Origin of the sequence: Eisenbergiella porci (assembly GCF_009696275.1) — a bacterium.
Classification (GTDB): domain Bacteria; phylum Bacillota; class Clostridia; order Lachnospirales; family Lachnospiraceae; genus Eisenbergiella; species Eisenbergiella porci.
In genome coordinates, this window is record NZ_VUMI01000002.1 from 103,611 (window position 1) to 123,100 (window position 19,490).

Sequence of the window (19,490 nt, forward strand, 5' to 3'; positions counted from 1 at the left end):
AGTGTTCATCCGGAAAGGATGGACACTTGCTATTTTTAAGCATAAAGGACTGATGAACATGTTAAAGGAAAGCAGTAAAATCACAGAGGAGGAAGTAATATGTTTCATGTAATTAAGAGAAACGGCGATACGGCAGACTTTACGCTCACTAAGATCAATGATGTCATTATGAAGGCATTTAACGCCACAGGTATGGAATTCAGCAATGACATTATTGATTTGCTGGCGCTGCGTGTTACCGCAGATTTTCAGGATAAAGTGAAAGACGGAGCGGTGCATGTGGAGGATGTCCAGGACAGCGTGGAAAAGGTTCTGGAGCAGGCGGGCTACACAGAAGTAGCCAAGGCTTATATCCTTTACCGCAAGCAGCGTGAGAAAATGCGTAATATGAAGTCCACTATCCTGGATTACAAGGACGTAGTGAACAGCTATGTAAAGGTAGAGGACTGGCGCGTGAAGGAAAATTCCACCGTCACCTACTCGGTGGGAGGTCTTATTTTAAGCAACTCCGGCGCTGTAACTGCAAATTACTGGCTTTCTGAAATATATGACGAGGAAATTGCCGAGGCACACAGGAATGCGGACATCCATATCCATGATCTTTCCATGCTTACCGGTTATTGTGCGGGCTGGTCCTTAAAGCAGCTGATCACCGAGGGCCTGGGCGGAATCACCGGGAAAATCACTTCGGCTCCTGCGGCACATCTTTCCGTGCTCTGCAACCAGATGGTTAACTTCCTGGGAATCATGCAGAACGAATGGGCGGGTGCGCAGGCTTTTTCTTCCTTTGATACCTACCTTGCCCCTTTTGTGAAGGCTGATAACCTGACATATCCGGAAGTGAAGAAATGCATTGAATCCTTTATTTATGGGGTCAATACCCCCAGCCGCTGGGGAACGCAGGCGCCTTTCTCCAACATCACGCTGGACTGGACCGTGCCGGATGACCTGGCTGAGCTTCCTGCCATCGTGGGCGGCAAAGAAATGGATTTCAAATACAAGGACTGCAAGCCGGAGATGGATATGGTGAACAAGGCTTTCATCGAAATCATGATCGAAGGGGACGCCAACGGCAGAGGCTTCCAGTATCCGATTCCTACCTACTCCATCACCAGGGATTTTGACTGGTCCGATACGGAAAACAACAGGCTCCTTTTTGAAATGACTGCTAAGTACGGCACTCCGTATTTCAGTAATTATATCAATTCCGACATGCAGCCCAGCGACGTGCGCTCCATGTGCTGCCGTCTCCGCCTGGATCTGCGTGAGCTGAGAAAGAAAACAGGCGGCTACTTCGGCTCCGGCGAGAGCACCGGAAGCGTGGGCGTGGTTACTATTAATATGCCCCGTATTGCCTATCTGGCCGCTGATAAAGAAGATTTTTACAGACGTCTGGATAAGATGATGGATATTTCCGCCCGTTCCCTGAAAATCAAGAGACAGGTGATCACCAAGCTGCTGAATGAAGGCCTGTATCCTTATACAAAGAGATATCTTGGAAATTTTGACAATCATTTTTCAACCATCGGCCTTATCGGAATGAACGAGGTCGGCCTGAACGCGAACTGGCTGCGTGAGGATCTGTCCAGCAAACATACACAGGATTTTACCAAGGAAGTGCTGAACCATATGAGGGAACGCCTTGCCGACTATCAGGAGGAGTACGGCGATCTTTATAATCTGGAAGCAACTCCTGCAGAAAGCACCACCTACCGTCTGGCAAAGCATGATAGGAAAAGATGGCCCGGAATCAAAACCGCAGGAAAACAGGGAGATACGCCTTATTACACCAATTCCTCCCATCTTCCGGTTGACTATACCGTTGATATTTTTGACGCGCTGGATATCCAGGATGAAATCCAGACGCTTTACACCTCAGGCACCGTATTCCATGCATTCCTGGGTGAGAAGCTTCCCGACTGGAAGGCGGCGGCCAACCTGGTGAGGACAATTGCTTTAAATTACAAGCTTCCTTATTATACCCTGTCACCCACCTACTCCATCTGTTCTGAGCATGGTTATCTTACCGGCGAACAGAAGGTGTGCCCGAAGTGCGGCAGAGTGACAGAGGTCTGGAGCCGTATTACCGGCTATTACCGTCCCGTGCAGAACTGGAACGACGGAAAGGCACAGGAATTTACCAACAGAACAGAATATGATCTGTCCAGATCCGAACTGAAGCATTCCTCCGCGGTGGTTACCCTGGCGGATTACGGGAAGAATGCCGCTATAAAGGCGGAGTCTGCGGATGATGTGAAATATCTCTTTACCACGAAGACCTGCCCCAACTGTAAGCTGGCGAAGGAATATCTGAAGGATGAAAGCTATATTCTGATTGATGCGGAAGAAAATGCGGAGCTGGCCGGCAAATACGGCGTGATGCAGGCGCCTACCCTGGTTGTGGTGAACGGGGAAGAGTATCGTAAGATTATCAATGCATCCAATATTAAGAAATATTCGGAGCAGAAGAATGTGGTGAACGCATAGGACTCCTTCTGCCCTGTATGGAATTAAAAAGAAAAGCTGTTGTTTTCTGGCCGTAGTTACGGTAAGGGGATGGCGGCTTATCTTTTTTTGTTATAAAATAGAAGGTAACTGTTCAGTATCTTACAGTTACGATAGAAGCATCAAAAGCGGGAAAGAGGAGGAACGTATATGAAGCTTTATATGCCAACCAAAGTTTATAATGAAAAGAACTGTGTGGAAAACCACAGCCGCGAGCTGGCGGCGCTGGGGACAAAAGCCCTGATAGTGACCGGGAAGCATTCCTCACGGATCAACGGCTCTCTGGAGGATGTGAAGGGCGCGTTGGAAAGAGAGAGGATACCTTATGTTATTTTTGATGAGATAGAAGAGAATCCTTCCGTGGAAACGGTGATGAAGGCGAGGGCTCTGGGAGTCAGCGAGGGTGCGGATTTTGTCATCGGCGTGGGCGGCGGTTCTCCCATGGATGCTTCCAAGGCCATTTCACTGATGATGGCGAACCCGGAGCATGATGAGAGGCTTCTGTACACCAAAGTGCAGACCTCCGCGGACGGCCCGGTCAGGGAGGCGTTTCCGGTGGCTGAGGTGCCCACCACGGCAGGAACCGGTTCCGAGGTGACGCCTTATGCCATTCTGACGAAAAATGTGCTTCCGGATATTGTGCTTACCACGGTTCCCCTGGAAAAGGACCGGGAGGCCTTTGCCTATCTGGAAAAACGGACGAAGCAAAGCATCAGCCATCATATTTTCCCGGCGCTGGCCCTTGTGGACGTAACTTATCTTCAAACGGCCTCCCGCACCGGCTGCATCAATACAGCGGTGGACACGCTGGCCCATCTGATAGAAAGCCACCTGAATACCAACAGTACGGAATACAGCAGGATATACAGTGAAATGGGGCTGCGGACCTGGGCGAAAATCAAGGATAAGCTGCTGCGTTTTGAAATCGGTGAAGAAGAGCGCCAGGCGCTTATGCGTGCATGCACGTTGGGCGGCATGGCAATCGCCCATACCGGAACGAGCCTGCCGCATGGACTGAGCTATCCCATCACCTGTGAAATGGGAGTGCCTCACGGCAAGGCAGTGGGTATCTTCCTGCCCGGCTTTATCCGGAATTATGGAAATCAGGAGGAGGCAATGAAGGTGCTGTACCTGCTGGATTTCGGCGGAGAGCAGACCTTCTGCGAATATATCAGGCAGCTGCTGGGAGAGGTGGCGATATCAGAGGAGCTGTGGGAAAGAACGATGGATGAGGTGCTGGCCAATCCGGCGAAGCTGAAGAACTATCCGTTTATGCTCGATCGGGAAAAACTGCAGGGATACCGGTAGATTTTACCTGGTTTTACATACTTTTTGCGTGAACACGGCAATAGATTTAAGGTTGGCTCTTTATAATGAACCTGTCGATTGTACATACTACAATATGGAAGGAGATTATGAAGAGAGTGAAAAAGAAATTGGTTTCATTATTGATGACAGGAATGCTGCTGGCGGGTGCGCTTACCGGGTGTTCGGGGGCGGGTGCGTCGCCGGAGGCTTCGAGTGAGGCGGGCAGCGAAACGGTGAAGGAGACGCAGTCTGCGGAGGATATCCAGACTGCGGCAGGCGCGTCGGCGGCTGAACAGGTTGGGGCGCAGGACTCTGTGCAGGCGGGAACGCCTAAGTATGTGTTTCTTTTTATCGGGGATGGGATGAGTTATCCGCAGGTGCAGCTGACCAATTATTTTTTGAGCGCTTCCCAGGCGGACGTGGGGAAAACGGTCGCTGTGGACGGGGAGGAAAAGACGATCCTGCAGAGCAAAAATCATCTGGCCATGATGGATTTCCCGGTGGCCGGATCCGCGCAGACCTTTGACAGCACCTCCTTTGCACCGGATTCCGCATCTACGGCGACCTCTATAGCCACGGGCAAAAAGACCTGGAGCGGAAGCATCAATGTAAGCGAGGATTTTACGCAGACCTATGAAACGATTGCGGAAAAGCTGAAAGCACAGAAGGATTATAAAATCGGCGTGCTGTCCACGGTAAACTTAAACCATGCCACGCCTGCCGCGTTTTATGCGCATCAGGCGTCCAGAAGCAGCTATTATGACATCGGCCTGGAGCTGATTGAGAGCGGCTTTGATTATTTTGCCGGAGGGGGCCTTTTGCAGACAACCGGCAAAAATGAGGATCAGGAGGATCTTTACACACTGGCGGAAAACGCAGGCTACCAGGTGGTAAAAACACAGGCGGAGGCGGAAGCGCTGGGCGCGGACAGCGGAAAGGTCATCGTTATCGACGAACATCTGGCAGACAGCAGCGCCATGTCCTATGAGCTGGATCGCGGGCAGGAGGAATGGGCGCTTGCTGATTATGTGGAAAAAGGCATTGAGGTGCTGGATAATGAAACCGGCTTTTTCATGATGGTGGAAGGCGGAAAAATCGACTGGGCCTGCCATGCCAACGACGCCGCTTCCACAATTACGGATACCATTGCCCTGGATAATGCGGTGGAGAAAGCCGTGGAATTCTATGAGCAGCATCCGGAGGAAACCCTCATCATCGTCACCGGGGATCATGAAACCGGAGGTTTGACCATCGGTTTTGCGGGAACGGATTACGATACCTTTTTAAAGAATTTTGAAAACCAGAAAATCTCCTATGCAAAATTTGATTCCGATTATGTATCTGCTTACAAGGAAAATAAAACGGATTTCGCGCAAGTCATGCTGGATGTGACAGAGCTGTTCGGCCTTCAGGCGCCTGCCGGGGAAGGAAGCAGCGCCGCACAGCAAAAGGACAGTGCGGATTTGCATCCGGAATCCGGAAATGACGGCGCCCTGGTCATGACGGATTATGAATACGGGCTTCTTAAAGGTGCTTACGAAACGACCATGTCCCGCACCGGGGAGGAAGAGGAGTTCGCGCAGGACGAATATATCCGTTACGGCAGTTACGAACCGCTGACCGTAACCATCACTCATATTCTTAATAACAAGAGCGGCGTAAATTTTGGCTCCTATGCCCATACAGGGCTTCCCGTGGAAGTGCTGGTTAAGGGAACCGGAGCGGACAGCTTTGACGGCTACTATGATAATACGGATATTTATAACCGTCTGGCCGCCCTGTTAGGAGTGGAATGATGAAAATAATGTCTTTTTTCAAAAGGCAGAATTCCGTAGTACTTACCACAATTTTCGGACTGATAGTCATCGGTATCCTCATATGCCTTCCCACAGGCTATGAGGATGCCCTTATTTATCAGGGGACGGAGCGCGCCGTGGGCAAGGTAGTGGGTACGGATAATTCTGCGATTATTACTTCAGGCCTGATCCAGTCCGGTGAACAGCTGTGCACCCTGGAAATCGAGAACGGAATTTTTGCGGGGCAGACCCTGGAGGGCGTGAATTTCCTCAGCGGTTCCCTGGAAAAGGATAAAATTTTTAAAACAGGGGATCGCGCCCTGCTTACCATAAGCTACAAAGGGCAGGAAATAAAATCCGTAATCCTGTCGGATCATTACCGGCTGGACAAGGAGTTTATCCTTCTGGCGGTTTTCGCCGTATTCCTGGTGGTTTTTGCAGGAAAAATCGGGTTTCAGGCGATCCTTTCCTTTTTTATTACCATATTAATGATATGGAAGGTTCTTGTTCCCTGCTATCTGAAGGGCTGTTCCCCTGTCTGGACGGGCATTGCCATCACGGCTGTCCTCACTGCCATTATCATCTTTTTTGTATACGGCCCGGACAAACGTACCCTGTCCGCAGTCCTGGGCGCGCTTCTCGGCGTAGCCACCACCTGCATACTGGGAATCCTGTTTACGGATCTGTTTAAAATCCACGGCGCGGTCATGACAAGCTCCGAATCCCTCCTTTACAGTGGCTACCAGGATCTTGATCTGACCTCTATTTTTATGGCGAGTATTTTTATCGGCGCTTCCGGCGCCATGATGGACCTTGCCGTTGACATTACCTCGGCCGTATACGAGGTTATTTCCAAAAAGCCGGATATCCTGCCCGCAGAAGCAGTTCTGTCAGGCCTGCGCGTGGGCCGCGCCGCCATGGGCACCATGACTACAACCCTTCTTCTCGCCTATTCCGGCGGCTATATTTCCCTCCTCATGGTTTTCATGGCCCAGGGAACCCCCATCGATCACATCCTGAACTATAAATATGTGGCCGCCGAAGTCCTGGATACCGTGGTAGGCAGCTTCGGCCTGGTAACCGTCGCTCCCTTCACCGCCCTCATGGCAGGCCTGCTCCTGACAAGAAAAAAAGGCAGCATGCCATCTTAAACTTCTGCTTTTCCTGTCCCTCAAACATAAGCTGTGTGTTCCATCCGGCCAGCTAATCCGGCCAACTAATCTCTTGTGCGATACCTGTAAATATGTTACAATTCTCATAAATGTTCAGCAGGCCGGGCAACGGTAGACGAACCGCTTCCGGGCGGTTCTGTTTTTGCGGACAAAAGAAGCTTCGTTCGTAACTGTGAGGGTACCACGCAGTTACCTTCGTTTAATATCTATAATGGAAAGGAACGAATGTATTATGATTAACAAGCTTGTGGAAAAGATAAAAAACACCAATGCGCCCATCGTTGTGGGACTGGATCCGATGCTGAAGTACATCCCGGAGCAGATTCAGAATAGGGCCTTTGAGGAGTACGGAGAGACCTTAAAGGGAGCGGGAGAGGCCATCTGGCAGTACAACAAGGGGATTGTGGATGCGGTTTACGACCTGATTCCCGCGGTAAAGCCTCAGATCGCCATGTATGAGCAGTTCGGGATCGAAGGCATGATCGCTTACCAGAAAACTGTGGATTACTGTAAGGAAAAGGATCTGGTGGTTATCGGCGATATCAAGCGCGGCGACATCGGTTCCACCTCGGAAGCCTATGCCGTGGGGCATCTGGGCAGAGCGAAGGTGGGAAGCAGCCATCTGTCCGGCTTCGGAGAGGATTTTGCCACCGTGAACCCCTATCTTGGTTCCGACGGCGTGAAGCCCTTCATCGATGTGTGCAGGGAAGAGAAAAAGGGTATTTTTGTTCTGGTAAAGACCTCTAATCCCAGCAGCGGCGAATTCCAGGACAGGCTCATTGACGGCCGCCCGCTCTATGAGCTGGTGGGTGAGAAGGTTGCCCAGTGGGGGGAGGAAGCCATGGGAGATTCCTACAGCTATGTAGGCGCTGTCGTGGGCGCAACCTATCCTGAAATGGGCGCGGTCCTCCGCAAAATTATGCCCAAGGCATACATCCTGGTTCCCGGCTATGGCGCGCAGGGAGGAAAAGGCGCTGACCTGCTTCCTTTCTTCAATGAAGACGGGCTGGGCGCTATCGTGAATTCCTCCAGAGGAATCATCGCGGCATATCAGCAGGAAAAATATGCACAGTTTGGCGCCGCCAACTATGCGGACGCATCCAGGCAGGCAGTGCTTGATATGATTGACGATATCTCCACTGCGCTGGGAACAAAATAATCATAATACGTTTGGAAACGGCGCACCGGGTATAAGATACAATCTGATGTATCTCAATAATGGCAGGGCAATGGAGAGCATCCTGGAAGGAGAAAGAAATTAAAAAGCAGGGGATTGCTGAACAGATTTCAGAGAAATCTGTCAGTCGTTTTTTTTAAATGAGGTAGATTTACACAGCTAAAGGTGCTAAAAAAAAGCAGCTTTTTGATGAAGAAGCATGTTTGATAGCATATTCTGGAGGTATGTACTGCTTGCTGCAGAAAAGCACCTGGGAAGAATACCAAATCAGGATTTTTTTGCTACTATTACAAAATAAACATAACGGAAGAGCGGCCATCACGCCGCTCTTTTCATTATTGATCCAAAGGAATATGTATACTTACGGTCGTTCCTTTGTTCTTAACACTGTAAATTTTTATTCCATAAGATTTTCCGTATAATAACTGAATAATATTATGAACATTGTTAAGTCCAACATGATTATGATTGGTATCCTGAGAATCCAGTTTCAGTGGAAGCGTAATATAGCCATCTTCATCAAAACCGACTCCGTCATCGATTACATCGATCTGTATTCCGGTAGCAGAATAGGAGAGATTGATATACACATGACCTGCTTTCATCTTGGGTTCCAGTCCATGTACAACAGCATTTTCTGCAATCAGCTGAATGCACAGCTTGGGAATGGAATAATTCAAAATGCTCTCATCCTCTGTTTCAATCGTATAGGAGAGCTTTTCGCCGTAACGGAATTTCTGAATCTGAAGATAATACTCCGCATATTCCAGTTCCTGAGAAATGGGTACTTTTTCTGTATCGCTGCGGTAAATTTTGGCCTGTATCAGCTTGGAAAAGGTTGACATCAAATTGCTTACTTCTTCATTTCCATCGAGCCGGGCCTGAAGTCCAATCGCATTAAGGACATTGAACATAAAATGCGGATTCATCTGTGACTGTATAAATTTCAGTTCCATCTCAGTAACTGAGAGTTGTTTTTCATAAACCTGCTTGATAAGGTGATGAATGTATTCCGTCATCTCGTTAAAAACATGGCTGATTTCATGAAATTCCTGACTGTCATACTCGGGAAGCTTGGTTTCAAAGTCTCCCTCTTTTACCTCATGCATTTTTCCGGTAATTTCCTGCAATGGCTTAGTAATTCGATAAGTAAAGAGAAGGAAGCTGGTCAAGCCGGCCAGTAGAATAATGATAAAACCAATGATATAAATGCTCAGGGAATTGTATAAAATAAAGGAGGCCTGATTTTGAGGAATTCCCATTGTCAGCTGCATCTGCATACACAGCTTGTCTGTGTAGATGCGGTAAGAATGTTCTGCTATCTTCCCGATATATGGTTTAGAGGGCTGTGTTACCCGAAGCTCTGAAAGTTGTGCTTCTGCGTCAGCGGTAAAGTCCCCGGAGATAATGCCGTCCTGATTATAAAGCATCCAAATGGAATCTTCATAATTCTGCAAGTCTCCCATGACATCCCTGATGGCATTTGAATTCAGTTCGAAAATGATAACTCCCTGTTCCTCCATATTCTCATCCAAAACAGAATATGCCATATAAAGCATATCTTTCTGGGAATAACAGATTCCGCCAAAACGATTTTTTCTTTTGTCTGTCCTTCGATAGGTATTCCAAAGGGAGATGAATTTCTGCTCAGTTGTTGGAACTTCAGAATACAGAAGAGTATAGTAGGAGTTGGAAACGAAGCTGCCGTTTTCACGGAACAGAAAAATCTTTTCCACCAGAGGAGTACTTCCAGTCCCCCTGTTGGCCGAACTGCTGATGTTCATGACGCGTATCAATTCTTCCTGTAAAAACTCAGAAGAAGGAGCGCTGGAGCTATCCTGCAGAAAACCCATCAGATCATCTGAATTACGAACGGATTTAACTACATCCTCCATATATAGAAAGCGTTGATTCAGGTTACTGCTTACCTCTGTTAAAAGGAAATCCAGATCATGATCTACATAGGTTCCGACTAAGCGGCCAATAGCAATGACAAATAGGAATCCACATAACAGGAAATATGTCAGAATGATTGCGAGATTTGTTTTTAACAATCTCATTCTCAAAGAGGGTCTTTTTTTTATTGAAAGGCTATCTTTCATTATTTATCTCCTGAATTTAAAGCAGTCAGCATTTCATCAACCTGGTCTACGGCCCAAGTGTTCTGATTTAAATATTGTTTTACCACATCAATTTTGGCTTCCGGCCAGACGGAATAAATGGTTTTTAACTGAATATCCGCTGTATATGCCTGCTGAATGGCATTTCCGAACAGAGGATATTCCTGGATTACCTGTTCCATATCAATGTTAGGATTGGCCGGAGCCTGCCCTGTCTCTATAGCCATCTTCGTTTGAACTTCCTCGCTTAACATATATTTTAAAAAGCGAACTTCAGCTTCGGCTTTTCCCTCATCTTCTTGCGCAGCAAGTACATATCCGGAAGAGGGCGAAATATAGGAGAGACTCTGTCCATCTATAGCAGGGTAGTTGGCATATTTTAATTGAGCACTAAGGGGACTGTTTTTTAATTCTTCACTTTCCCAGACACCGTTGAAATAGATAATACTTTTTCCGTTTTGAAAATATTGACGGGCATTTTCAATATTGTCCACCCAAGAGGCATGTGAACCGATGATTTCTATATCTGAGAGCGTATGCATCAATGCTTCCTTATGGATTTTAATATAAGGATTCTGGGAAGCCCTTAAGCCATTACGGCCTTCGCCAGCAAGCCTTGCCAGAAAAAGGAATTCGATTGTCTGAGTATCTTCCAAGGCAAAGACTGAGAGGTTCTGTTCGCTGCTGTCTATCCATGCCTGAAGCTGCTCGACTGTTTCCATAAATTCCGACCATGTCTGGGGGAGCTGAACATTCCCCTGTGCATCAGAAATACCAGCTTCTTTGAAATAATTTTCATTATACCAGTAGCCCGCCACTTCCAAAACATCAGGTATGGTGTGGATTTTGCCGGAACTGGTAGACCAAGTATCAAAGACTGCAGGAGATATATCTTTTTCCCACTCAGGGTCGGCTTTAATATAGGGCATTAAATCCAGAGCCATGCCACTTCTCTGCGCATTTTTTTCAAAGTATGAGAGACCGTTTGTACTGATAATATCGGGCATTTTACCAACAGCAAGCATATCATTTCCGTTTTTGACCGTTTCATATGCAGTAGAGTATGCAATGCTGTTTATAACAATATCGGGATTCTTTTCTGTAAAATCATTATAGATCTCCGTCATGACTGTATGAGTTTTTTGAGTGCCGCCCCAGCCGTGCATAAATGTGAGTTCAACTGGAGGTTGAGAAGCTTTATTTTGGCAGGCACTTAAGGAGAGGAGGCTGATACAGATGAGTACTGCAGTTAGTGTATCAAAGACTTTTTTTCTCATGATTTTAACGTCCTTAAATGTAATTATTTAAAGATATTATAACATTCATTTCCTTTTATAGAAATATGGAAATCCAGCAGAACAGCGAAAAGTAAAAAAAGTATAATAAAAAGTCAAATAATCACGTAGAAAGATAAAATATCTAAAGTTATCATTGTGGTAGTTAGCATAGTGGAGGAGATGAGAACATGAGAATAGTTGAAACGGGATACCAAAAGGAAAAAACAGAATTTTTCGGAAGCAAGTTCTGTATCGGGAATGGGTATTACGGATACCGTGGAACCCTGGAGGAATATACAAAAGATCAGTTGGTGGCATGCACTCTTTCAGAGATCTTTGATGACAGCGGGAACGGCTGGAGAGAGCCGGTAAATGTACCGAATGGTCTGAAATGTACACTTCTGTGTGATGGAGAGGAACTTTCTGTATTGACAAAGGAACCGGTGGAACATGAGCAGGCATTGGATCTGAAGGGCGGCTTCCATGAAAGAAGGAGCGTATTTGTATCAAAGTCTGGAAAACGAATTGAGATAAAGACAGAACGATTTGCCTCTCTTAAGGATCTGCATCTTCTGGTGATGAAGTATGCAGTGATTGTGGATGAGAAAGCGGAGCTTGTATGGAAAAGCCATTTCGACTGCGACATCTGGGATATTAATGGCCCGCATTTCTATGAACAGAAGCAGGGAGAGATTCACGGAATTGACGTGGTTGCTTCCACAACAATCCAGAATAAGAAGAAGGCTGCAGTAGGCCAGTTTGCCGTCATTCGAGAGGGAGAGGGAAAGCTTCTTCGGGAGAACGGAGAGATTACAGTCACCTCTGTACTTGAGAAAGGAAAGACTCTTGAAATTGTAAAATATGTGTCTGTCTGCAAGGAAACAGACTGTGTCCTCCCGGAAGTTGCAGCTGCGGACATTTGCTTGGATGCTTCGGAAAAAGGATATCAGTACTGGAGAGAAGAGCAGGAGAAACTATGGAAAGAGCGCTATGAGCACTTGGGAATTGAGATTATCGGAGATGAGGAGGCACAGCTTGCTGTTTATTACAGCTGTTACCTTCTACTTTGCTCAGCACCTTTTCATACCGATACGGTTGCAATCCCGGCAAGAGGACTTTCTGGTCAGGTGTACAAGGGAGCCATGTTCTGGGACACTGAAATCTACATGCTTCCGATGTTTGCCTTCTGCGAACCGGAAGTAGCGAGAAATCTCATGAACTATCGTGTGAAAAATCTGGCGGGAGCCTTAAAGAAGGCCGCTGAATATGATTATCAGGGAGCCTTTTTCCCGTGGGAGAGTCAGGAGAACGGTGAGGACGGCTGTACACACTATAATCTGACTGATATTTTTACCGGAAGAAAGATGCGGACTTATTTCCGCGATAAGCAGATTCATATCAGTGCAGATGTTGTTTACGGACTCTGGAAATACATGATGATTACAGGGGATTATTCCCTTCTGTTCGAAGGCGGTGCGGAGACGATTCTGGAATGTGCAAGATTCTTTTATTCTTACTCATATTACAAAAAGGGGAAACACAGATATGAGTTCCTTGATGTAACCGGAGCTGATGAATATCACGAGAGAATCAACAATGACGCCTATACAAATTACATGATTGACCTGTCTTTGAAAACTGCACTGCATGTGATTGAGTATTTAAAGAAAGAAAATCCGGCTTATTTCGAGGAACTTCTGAAAAAGATAGATTTCCCGGATGCAGAACAGATTATCGGGGAAATGGCTGTAGAGTTATATCTTCCGCAGCCCAATGCGGACGGAGTGATTGAACAGTTCGACGGATACTTCAAGGAAGAGGATCTCACCATTGAAGAGCTGTACTCAAGAATTATTAAGCCCAACGAATATCTGGGAAGCCCGACAGGTCTGGCAGTTCATACGCAGATTCTCAAACAGGCAGATGTAGTTCTGCTCCTGAGCCTTCTGGGTGATCAATTCAGCAGCGAAATAAAGGAAAAGAACTGGAAGTATTACGAACCCCGCACCGAACACGGTTCCAGCTTAAGTACCTGTATCTATGCGTTACTGGCTGCTCAGATTGGAATGACAGACTGGGCATATAAGTATTTGATGCGGGCAGGTCGGATTGATTTGGATGGAGATTATAAACTTTATCTGGGAGATCTATATATCGGAGGAACCCATCCGGCAGCAAACGGCGGAACTTGGATGGTAACAGTACAGGGATTTGGAGGATTGACACCTCTGGAAGAGGGAGTCTCCATTATTCCTCATCTGCCAGAAAAATGGACTCAGCTTTCCTATTGCTTCTACTATGGTACAGGGCGATATCGTGTGAGCATTACAAGTGAAAAAATCACCCTGGAACCGCTGGAAGGCGAACACATACTGAAGGTAACAACAGAAACAGGAACTTATACCTGCAAGCCAACAGAAAAACTGGAAATTTTAAGAGGAGATACAAAATGAAATATAAGGCAATCTTTTTTGACTGGGATGGAACAGCCGTTTTATCCCGCACAGCACCCACAGAAGTGGTAAGAGAATGCATGATTCCACTCTTACGGGAAGGAAAGAAACTCATTATCGTAAGCGGAACTACATACGAGAACATCGCGGAGGGAAAGCTTCATGAACTGCTTCCGAAGGATTGTCTAAACAATCTGTACCTGGGTCTTGGAAGAGGGGCATATAACTATGGCTTTAAAGATGGACAGCCTGTTATTCTGCAAGAGAATATGCCGAATCTGGAAGAACTGATGAAAATCCATCGTGCCAGTTACCGTCTCCACGAGGAGCTGCTTGTAAAGTACGACATCTGTACGGATATTGTATTCAACAGACCGAACTACTGCAAGGTGGATCTGATGGCTGCCCATGTCAGAGGTGGGAAGTTGTTCTTACAGCAGGAAGAAATCGATCAGGTAAAAGAGATTCTGACAGAAGGAGGTCTGACAGGAGGCCTTCTGGAAGTGCTTGCACTCTCAGAAAAGCTGGGTGAGGAAGAAGGAATTAAGCTAAAGGCAACCACGGATGCCAAATATGTAGAGGTTGGAATCAGTACTAAGAGCGATAACGTAAATTATTTTATGGACCATGTACTGACAGACTTTGGTATCAGTGCGGAGGACTGCTGCTTCTGGGGAGACGAGTACTGCTATCTGACGGAAGGTGTTCCGGGAAGCGATGCCTATATGATTACAGATATGACACGGGAGGGGGACTTCTTTGATGTATCAAAGGAAAACAGGACTCTTCCTGCTGAGGTAAAGTGGCTCGGCGGAGGAATTGAAACCTTTCATGAGTTCTTAAGAAAAGCATAGGTGATAAGATACAAATAAGTAAATGAGTAAGAATACAGGGAGTATTTTCTGCGGAGAGTACTCTCTGCATTTTTGCACTTTTTTAACCGGAGAGATGGATAAAAAAGGGAAAGTAAAAAAAGTGCAGGATTAGAAAGGGAAGAGGCTGCAAATCATCAAAAAGATACAAGAAGAACATGGTTTTGTTTATTCAGATAGAAGGCAGATAGAAGTATAGTGTAATTACCAAATGGTTTAAGGAGGAACGAAAATGAAAATGAAAAAGATAACCAACCTGTTACTGGCTGGAGTACTTGTAGGTTCTATGGCTCTGACCGGCTGCGGTTCAAAAGGAAGCACAGAAGATGCGGCAGCAACTCCGGCAGAGGGAACAGAAGCAACTGCAGAACTTCCCACAGTAACTTTTACTCATGGATATTATCATGATGAGTCCGAGTGGGCTCCCGCAGCAGAGATGCGCAGAATTTATGACGAGTTTGCAGAGGCACACAAGGATGAATTCAACTTTGTTGTGAAGGCTGACCAGGGTGGAGCAGAAGGTATCTACAACACAGCTCTGAACGACTTGAGTTCCGGTGAGTTCTACGATATTGCAGACTTCGGCGGCTGGGACATCACAGAGGCAGCTGCAAGCGCAGGTGCTATCATGGACCTGAAACCGTACTTGGATGCGGATGCAGACCTGAAAGCAGGTGTAGGTATCTGCTATGACCAGAACTTGACTGAAGATGGAAAAATCTATTCCGTAAGAGAGCAGGTTGAGGGCGTAGGCTTCTGGTACAATCAGGCACTGTTCGAGCAGGCTGGAGCAACCACTCCGAATCAGTGGACATCCTGGAAAGACTTTGATGTAGCTGTTGACAAGTTAGTTGAGGCAGGTATTTCTCCGTACAGCCTAAATGCAGGCTGGCCCACCAATATTCTGGCAGCCGGATATGCACAGAGAGATGAGGCTTCCAGAGAATTCTATGCTAACGGCAAAAATGTAGAGAGCTTCAATGATGAGAGCTTCTTGGGAACCATGGCATTCCTGCAGGACAATGTTCTTGCTAAGATTGATGCAGCACACTTCGGACCTGGCGGTGATGATGATAATCAGTACATGGATGACTTTACAAGCGGAGATTCCGCAATGTTGTTCAACGGTGTATGGGCAACTGGCGATTTCGTTGACTGCGAAGCTGGAATCGAGAACCTGAAACCGGCAGTATTTCCCACAGATGATGGCAAGAAAGCTGGCCTTCTCTCTGGTGGTTGTGGTTTCGTAGTGTCTGACAGTCTGTCAGACGAACAGAAAGCAATCTGTGTAGAGTTCATCAAATACATGACAAGCCCTGAGATTGCATCCAGAATCGTTGAGAATGGTATCGGTATGGTTCCGAGCACAACTGTAAATTACGACGAGGCAGCTGCAAAAGTAGAGAGCACAGAAGGAAAGCTTCTTGTTGAGGCATGTAGAACTTTACAGTCTGCAGATGTTCAGGTATTGGGCTGGGGCAACACCTTTGGTGATATGGAAGGCGAAATACAGAACAAGTATGCCGGATTGAAGGAAGGCTCCAAGACACCGCAGCAGTTAGTGGAAGAGCTCGACCAGATTAAGGCAGCAGAATAGAAAAGAGTTTTTCATCAGGGACTGTCTTTGATAGTCCCTGATTTTATAAGAGGAGAAAAACAATATGAAATCAAAGAAACGCAAGCTAAATCAGAGAACAGTGTTTATCATAGCCTTTTTGCTGCCTTCAGTTTTATTGTTCGCTATTATTTATGCCTATCCATTGGTGAATATATTTCTTACTTCTTTCTGCGAATGGAACTCCAAGAACTTCGTTTCTCCAAAATTCCTTGGATGGGACCATATGTTTGATAACTACATCAAGATGTTTACGCTGGATGCTAATTTCAAGATGGCACTTTTGAATTCTCTGAAATGGGTGGTTCTGACTCTTTTGATTCAGGTTCCCTGGTCCGTACTTGTAGCGCTGGTACTCTCAAGCAAGGAAAGAGGATGGCGCTTTATAAGGAATATGTTTGTAATTCCCAATATCATTTCCACAGCGGCCATCGGTTTGATTTTCCTGAATCTCTACAGCCCCTCCAGAGGTATCATAACAGAGATTTGTAATATGATTGTACCGGAAAGCAACGTGAGTGTTTTGGCAAATGAGAAATGGGCCTTCTGGGGAGTAACCTTTTCCTTTATTTTGTTTGGCGGTTCCTCCTGCCTTTTATTGCTGACACAGATTTTTTCGATTGATCCGGGAGTTTATGAGGCTGCAAAAATTGATGGAGCCAGCAGTTTTCAGATTGCATTGAAAATAAAACTGCCGTTAATGAAACCTATGATTGGAACTATTTCGGTAATTGCTGCAAATTACGGCCTGCTGTTGTATAACGAGATTGCATTGATCAGTGGCGGCGGACCGGATAATGCAACGTACAGTTTGAGCTATTATATATATAAGACAGCGATGGGAAGTACTAAATTGAATTTTGCCAGAGGTAATGCAGCTGGTGTCGTTCAGATCATTCTGGGTGTAGTTTTGGTAGGACTTCTGAATAAAGTACTTCGAACACAGAGTAAGGAGGATATGATGTAATGGGAAGAGAAAAGGAACGTCCGGAAGGCGGTAGCATTGTTCTGCGAGTTTTCCGCTATTTCATAATGGCGCTTGTTTTGATTATTTCAGTCTATCCGATTCTCTGGGTTTTCATTTCTTCCTTTAAGGAAAAACCGGGTGGACTGGGATTGCCGGAGAAATGGATATTTGACGGATATGTTACGATTTTTACAAAATTGGATATTCATACTTACTTCTTTAACAGTATTGTGATTACTGCCATTTCAACAATTGTCAGTGTGACAATTATTGCAATGGCCGCTTATGTGGTATCCAGAATGGAATTTAAGGGAAGATGGCTGGTGTCACTAATGTTCTCCACAACTCTTTTTATTCCCTCTGTTTCTATTTCCTTCCCTATTTATAGAATGCTTGGAAATCTGGGACTGAAGGACACGAGACTTGGTGTTATTTTAATCTATTCCGGACTGGGAATCGCGGTAACCTTTTTTATTTTGGAGAGCTATTTCCGTTCGATTCCGAAAGAAATGGAAGAAGCGGCAAGAATAGACGGTTGTGGATATGAGGGAACTTTCTTTAAAGTAATTCTTCCGATTGCAAAACCGGGACTTTCCACAGCAGCAATAATGGCTTTTTTGAATAACTGGAATGAGTTTTATTTTGCTTCTATTTTGCTGAAATCTCCTGAGAAGATGACCATCCCGGCCTTGCTTGGACAGTTTTCTTCGGCATATTCCAAGAACTTGAACGGAATGTTCTCGGCAATTATTGTTGCAGTACTTCCGACCATTGTCATTTTCTGTTTATTTTCAGAAACCTTTATGAAATCATTAACAGCTGGAGCGGTGAAAGGATAAGAGACGTATATGAACAAGATTATGGATGAGAGAGAAAAAAGAACAGAGTGGTTTATGCATGACAGATTTGGCATGTTCATTCACTGGGGATTATATGCGATTCCGGGACGTGGAGCCTGGATTCGCTCTGATGAACAGATTCCTCTGGAGGCGTATGAGCCTTATTTTGAAGAATGGAATCCAATTTTCTATGATCCGAAGAAGTGGGCAAAGGCAGCCAAGAATGCCGGGATGAAATATGCTGTTCTGACTACAAAGCACCACGAAGGATTTTGCCTCTTTGATAGTGCCTACACAGACTATAAGAGTACAAATACAAAATGTGGACGAGATTTAGTACGTGAATTTGTGGAGGCTTTCCGTGCAGAGGGATTGAAGGTTGGTTTCTACTATTCACTGCTAGACTGGCATCATCCTGATTATCCTGCCTATGGAGATATGTACCATCCGGATAGAGCAAATGAAGCGTATAAAGGTAAAGAGCATAATTTTGAACGCTATCTGGACTATATGCATAACCAAGTGAGAGAATTGATGACTAACTATGGAAAAATCGATATTTTATGGTTTGATTTCTCCTATGAAGGTCATTTGGGAGAAGACTGGAGAGGAAAAGAGCTGGTTGATATGGTTCGCTCTCTGCAGCCGGATATTATTCTGAATGGAAGGCTGGAGGCCAACGGGGAATCTTATGGCTCTGTTATGACAGATGACCCCAATATCTTTTCCGGAGATTTTGTCTGTCCTGAAATGATTATTCCGCCGCAGGGGCTTAGAACGCCCTCTGGCAGAAAGATTCCGTGGGAAGCCTGCTTTACCATGAATAATGAGTGGGGATACATGCCCATGGATATTCATAGAAAAACATCCACGCAGCTGATCAAAAAGCTTGTAGAGTGTACCAGCAAGAACGGTAATATGCTTCTGAATGTTTCTCCGACTCCCAAGGGAGAGATTCCTGATTGGCAGTTGAAGATTCTGGAAGAAACCGGTGAGTGGATGCACGAGAACAGTGACAGTATCTACGGTTGCGGCATGTCTGAATTTGAGAAACCGGAATGGGGAAGATACACCCAGAAAGGTAACAAATTGTATGCTCATATTTTGGAAGAAAGTATTGGGGCCATTGCACTGCCGGGAGTGAAAGGTAGAGTAAAGAAAGCAAGAAGACTGGCTGACGGAAGCGAAATGCTTCTTTTGACTCCGTGGGTGGCAAAGGAATTCCCGGACTGTGAATTTATCAATTATGCAAATCCGGAATGGGCTTCCTTCCATGTGGATGAAACAAGAGATAATGTAATCGAATTGGAGTTAATTGAAGACTAAGCTACATGTATTGTAAAAGCTAATGTAAGATGATATATTTGGATAAGAACATATTAGGCAGGT

Annotated in this window: 13 protein-coding genes; 11 read left to right on the forward strand and 2 right to left on the reverse strand. The window is 45.8% G+C overall.

Annotated features, from left to right (window positions below):
• The first annotated feature begins 99 nt into the window (after positions 1-99).
• The 5 genes from FYJ45_RS01640 to pyrF all read left to right on the forward strand — a co-directional run bounded on the left by FYJ45_RS01640 (position 100) and on the right by pyrF (position 7,940).
• A complete protein-coding gene (locus FYJ45_RS01640) occupies positions 100-2,487 on the forward strand; it encodes a ribonucleoside triphosphate reductase (protein WP_154463162.1) in 2,388 nt (795 codons plus the stop codon).
• Positions 2,488-2,655: 168 nt separating this feature from the next.
• A complete protein-coding gene (locus tag FYJ45_RS01645; protein WP_154463163.1) occupies positions 2,656-3,813 on the forward strand; it encodes an iron-containing alcohol dehydrogenase family protein in 1,158 nt (385 codons plus the stop codon).
• 107 nt (positions 3,814-3,920) lie between these two features.
• A complete protein-coding gene (locus FYJ45_RS01650) occupies positions 3,921-5,609 on the forward strand; it encodes an alkaline phosphatase (RefSeq protein WP_235930495.1) in 1,689 nt (562 codons plus the stop codon).
• Entirely contained in the window at positions 5,606-6,760 is a 1,155-nt protein-coding gene (locus FYJ45_RS01655) for a YibE/F family protein (protein ID WP_330588483.1), read from the forward strand. Before FYJ45_RS01650 ends, FYJ45_RS01655 begins: the two co-directional genes overlap by 4 nt.
• A gap of 253 nt (positions 6,761-7,013) precedes the next feature.
• Positions 7,014-7,940 carry an orotidine-5'-phosphate decarboxylase gene (gene pyrF, locus FYJ45_RS01660; RefSeq protein WP_154463164.1) on the forward strand — a complete coding sequence of 309 codons (927 nt, stop codon included), beginning with the start codon at positions 7,014-7,016 and terminating at the stop codon, positions 7,938-7,940.
• Between the two features lie 353 nt (positions 7,941-8,293).
• Here the strand turns inward: pyrF and FYJ45_RS01665 are convergent, their stop codons facing one another.
• Positions 8,294-10,012, reverse strand: coding sequence for a sensor histidine kinase (locus FYJ45_RS01665; RefSeq protein WP_330588484.1), 1,719 nt, complete (start codon positions 10,010-10,012; stop codon positions 8,294-8,296).
• Positions 10,013-10,059: 47 nt separating this feature from the next.
• A complete protein-coding gene (locus tag FYJ45_RS01670) occupies positions 10,060-11,355 on the reverse strand; it encodes an ABC transporter substrate-binding protein (RefSeq protein ID WP_154463166.1) in 1,296 nt (431 codons plus the stop codon).
• A 188-nt stretch (positions 11,356-11,543) separates the two neighbouring features.
• Between FYJ45_RS01670 and FYJ45_RS01675 the strand changes: the two genes are divergently transcribed.
• The 6 genes from FYJ45_RS01675 (at position 11,544) to FYJ45_RS01700 (ending at position 19,427) form a co-directional block, all read left to right on the forward strand.
• Positions 11,544-13,808, forward strand: a complete 2,265-nt coding sequence (locus FYJ45_RS01675; RefSeq protein ID WP_154463167.1) for a glycosyl hydrolase family 65 protein — start codon at positions 11,544-11,546, stop codon at positions 13,806-13,808.
• Positions 13,805-14,662, forward strand: coding sequence for an HAD family hydrolase (locus FYJ45_RS01680; protein WP_154463168.1), 858 nt, complete (start codon positions 13,805-13,807; stop codon positions 14,660-14,662). The genes FYJ45_RS01675 and FYJ45_RS01680 overlap by 4 nt, the downstream gene beginning before the upstream one ends.
• Before the next feature lie 250 nt (positions 14,663-14,912).
• A complete protein-coding gene (locus tag FYJ45_RS01685) occupies positions 14,913-16,277 on the forward strand; it encodes an ABC transporter substrate-binding protein (RefSeq protein ID WP_154463169.1) in 1,365 nt (454 codons plus the stop codon).
• A 64-nt stretch (positions 16,278-16,341) separates the two neighbouring features.
• Positions 16,342-17,262, forward strand: a complete 921-nt coding sequence (locus FYJ45_RS01690; protein WP_154463170.1) for a carbohydrate ABC transporter permease — start codon at positions 16,342-16,344, stop codon at positions 17,260-17,262.
• The gene (locus FYJ45_RS01695) at positions 17,262-18,101 is read left to right on the forward strand and encodes a carbohydrate ABC transporter permease (protein WP_154463171.1); all 840 of its coding nucleotides are present in this window, start codon (positions 17,262-17,264) and stop codon (positions 18,099-18,101) included. Before FYJ45_RS01690 ends, FYJ45_RS01695 begins: the two co-directional genes overlap by 1 nt.
• Before the next feature lie 9 nt (positions 18,102-18,110).
• Positions 18,111-19,427, forward strand: a complete 1,317-nt coding sequence (locus FYJ45_RS01700) for an alpha-L-fucosidase (RefSeq protein WP_154463172.1) — start codon at positions 18,111-18,113, stop codon at positions 19,425-19,427.
• Positions 19,428-19,490 lie beyond the last annotated feature (63 nt).

Coding starts and splice junctions, on each gene's coding strand:
- FYJ45_RS01670 (WP_154463166.1), bottom strand. CDS start 11,355: ATGAGAAAAAAAGTCTTTGATACACTAACTGCAGTACTCATCTGTATC.
- FYJ45_RS01655 (WP_330588483.1), top strand. CDS start 5,606: ATGATGAAAATAATGTCTTTTTTCAAAAGGCAGAATTCCGTAGTACTT.
- FYJ45_RS01675 (WP_154463167.1), top strand. CDS start 11,544: ATGAGAATAGTTGAAACGGGATACCAAAAGGAAAAAACAGAATTTTTC.
- FYJ45_RS01640 (WP_154463162.1), top strand. CDS start 100: ATGTTTCATGTAATTAAGAGAAACGGCGATACGGCAGACTTTACGCTC.
- FYJ45_RS01650 (WP_235930495.1), top strand. CDS start 3,921: ATGAAGAGAGTGAAAAAGAAATTGGTTTCATTATTGATGACAGGAATG.
- FYJ45_RS01680 (WP_154463168.1), top strand. CDS start 13,805: ATGAAATATAAGGCAATCTTTTTTGACTGGGATGGAACAGCCGTTTTA.
- FYJ45_RS01685 (WP_154463169.1), top strand. CDS start 14,913: ATGAAAATGAAAAAGATAACCAACCTGTTACTGGCTGGAGTACTTGTA.
- FYJ45_RS01690 (WP_154463170.1), top strand. CDS start 16,342: ATGAAATCAAAGAAACGCAAGCTAAATCAGAGAACAGTGTTTATCATA.
- FYJ45_RS01645 (WP_154463163.1), top strand. CDS start 2,656: ATGAAGCTTTATATGCCAACCAAAGTTTATAATGAAAAGAACTGTGTG.
- FYJ45_RS01700 (WP_154463172.1), top strand. CDS start 18,111: ATGAACAAGATTATGGATGAGAGAGAAAAAAGAACAGAGTGGTTTATG.
- pyrF (WP_154463164.1), top strand. CDS start 7,014: ATGATTAACAAGCTTGTGGAAAAGATAAAAAACACCAATGCGCCCATC.
- FYJ45_RS01695 (WP_154463171.1), top strand. CDS start 17,262: ATGGGAAGAGAAAAGGAACGTCCGGAAGGCGGTAGCATTGTTCTGCGA.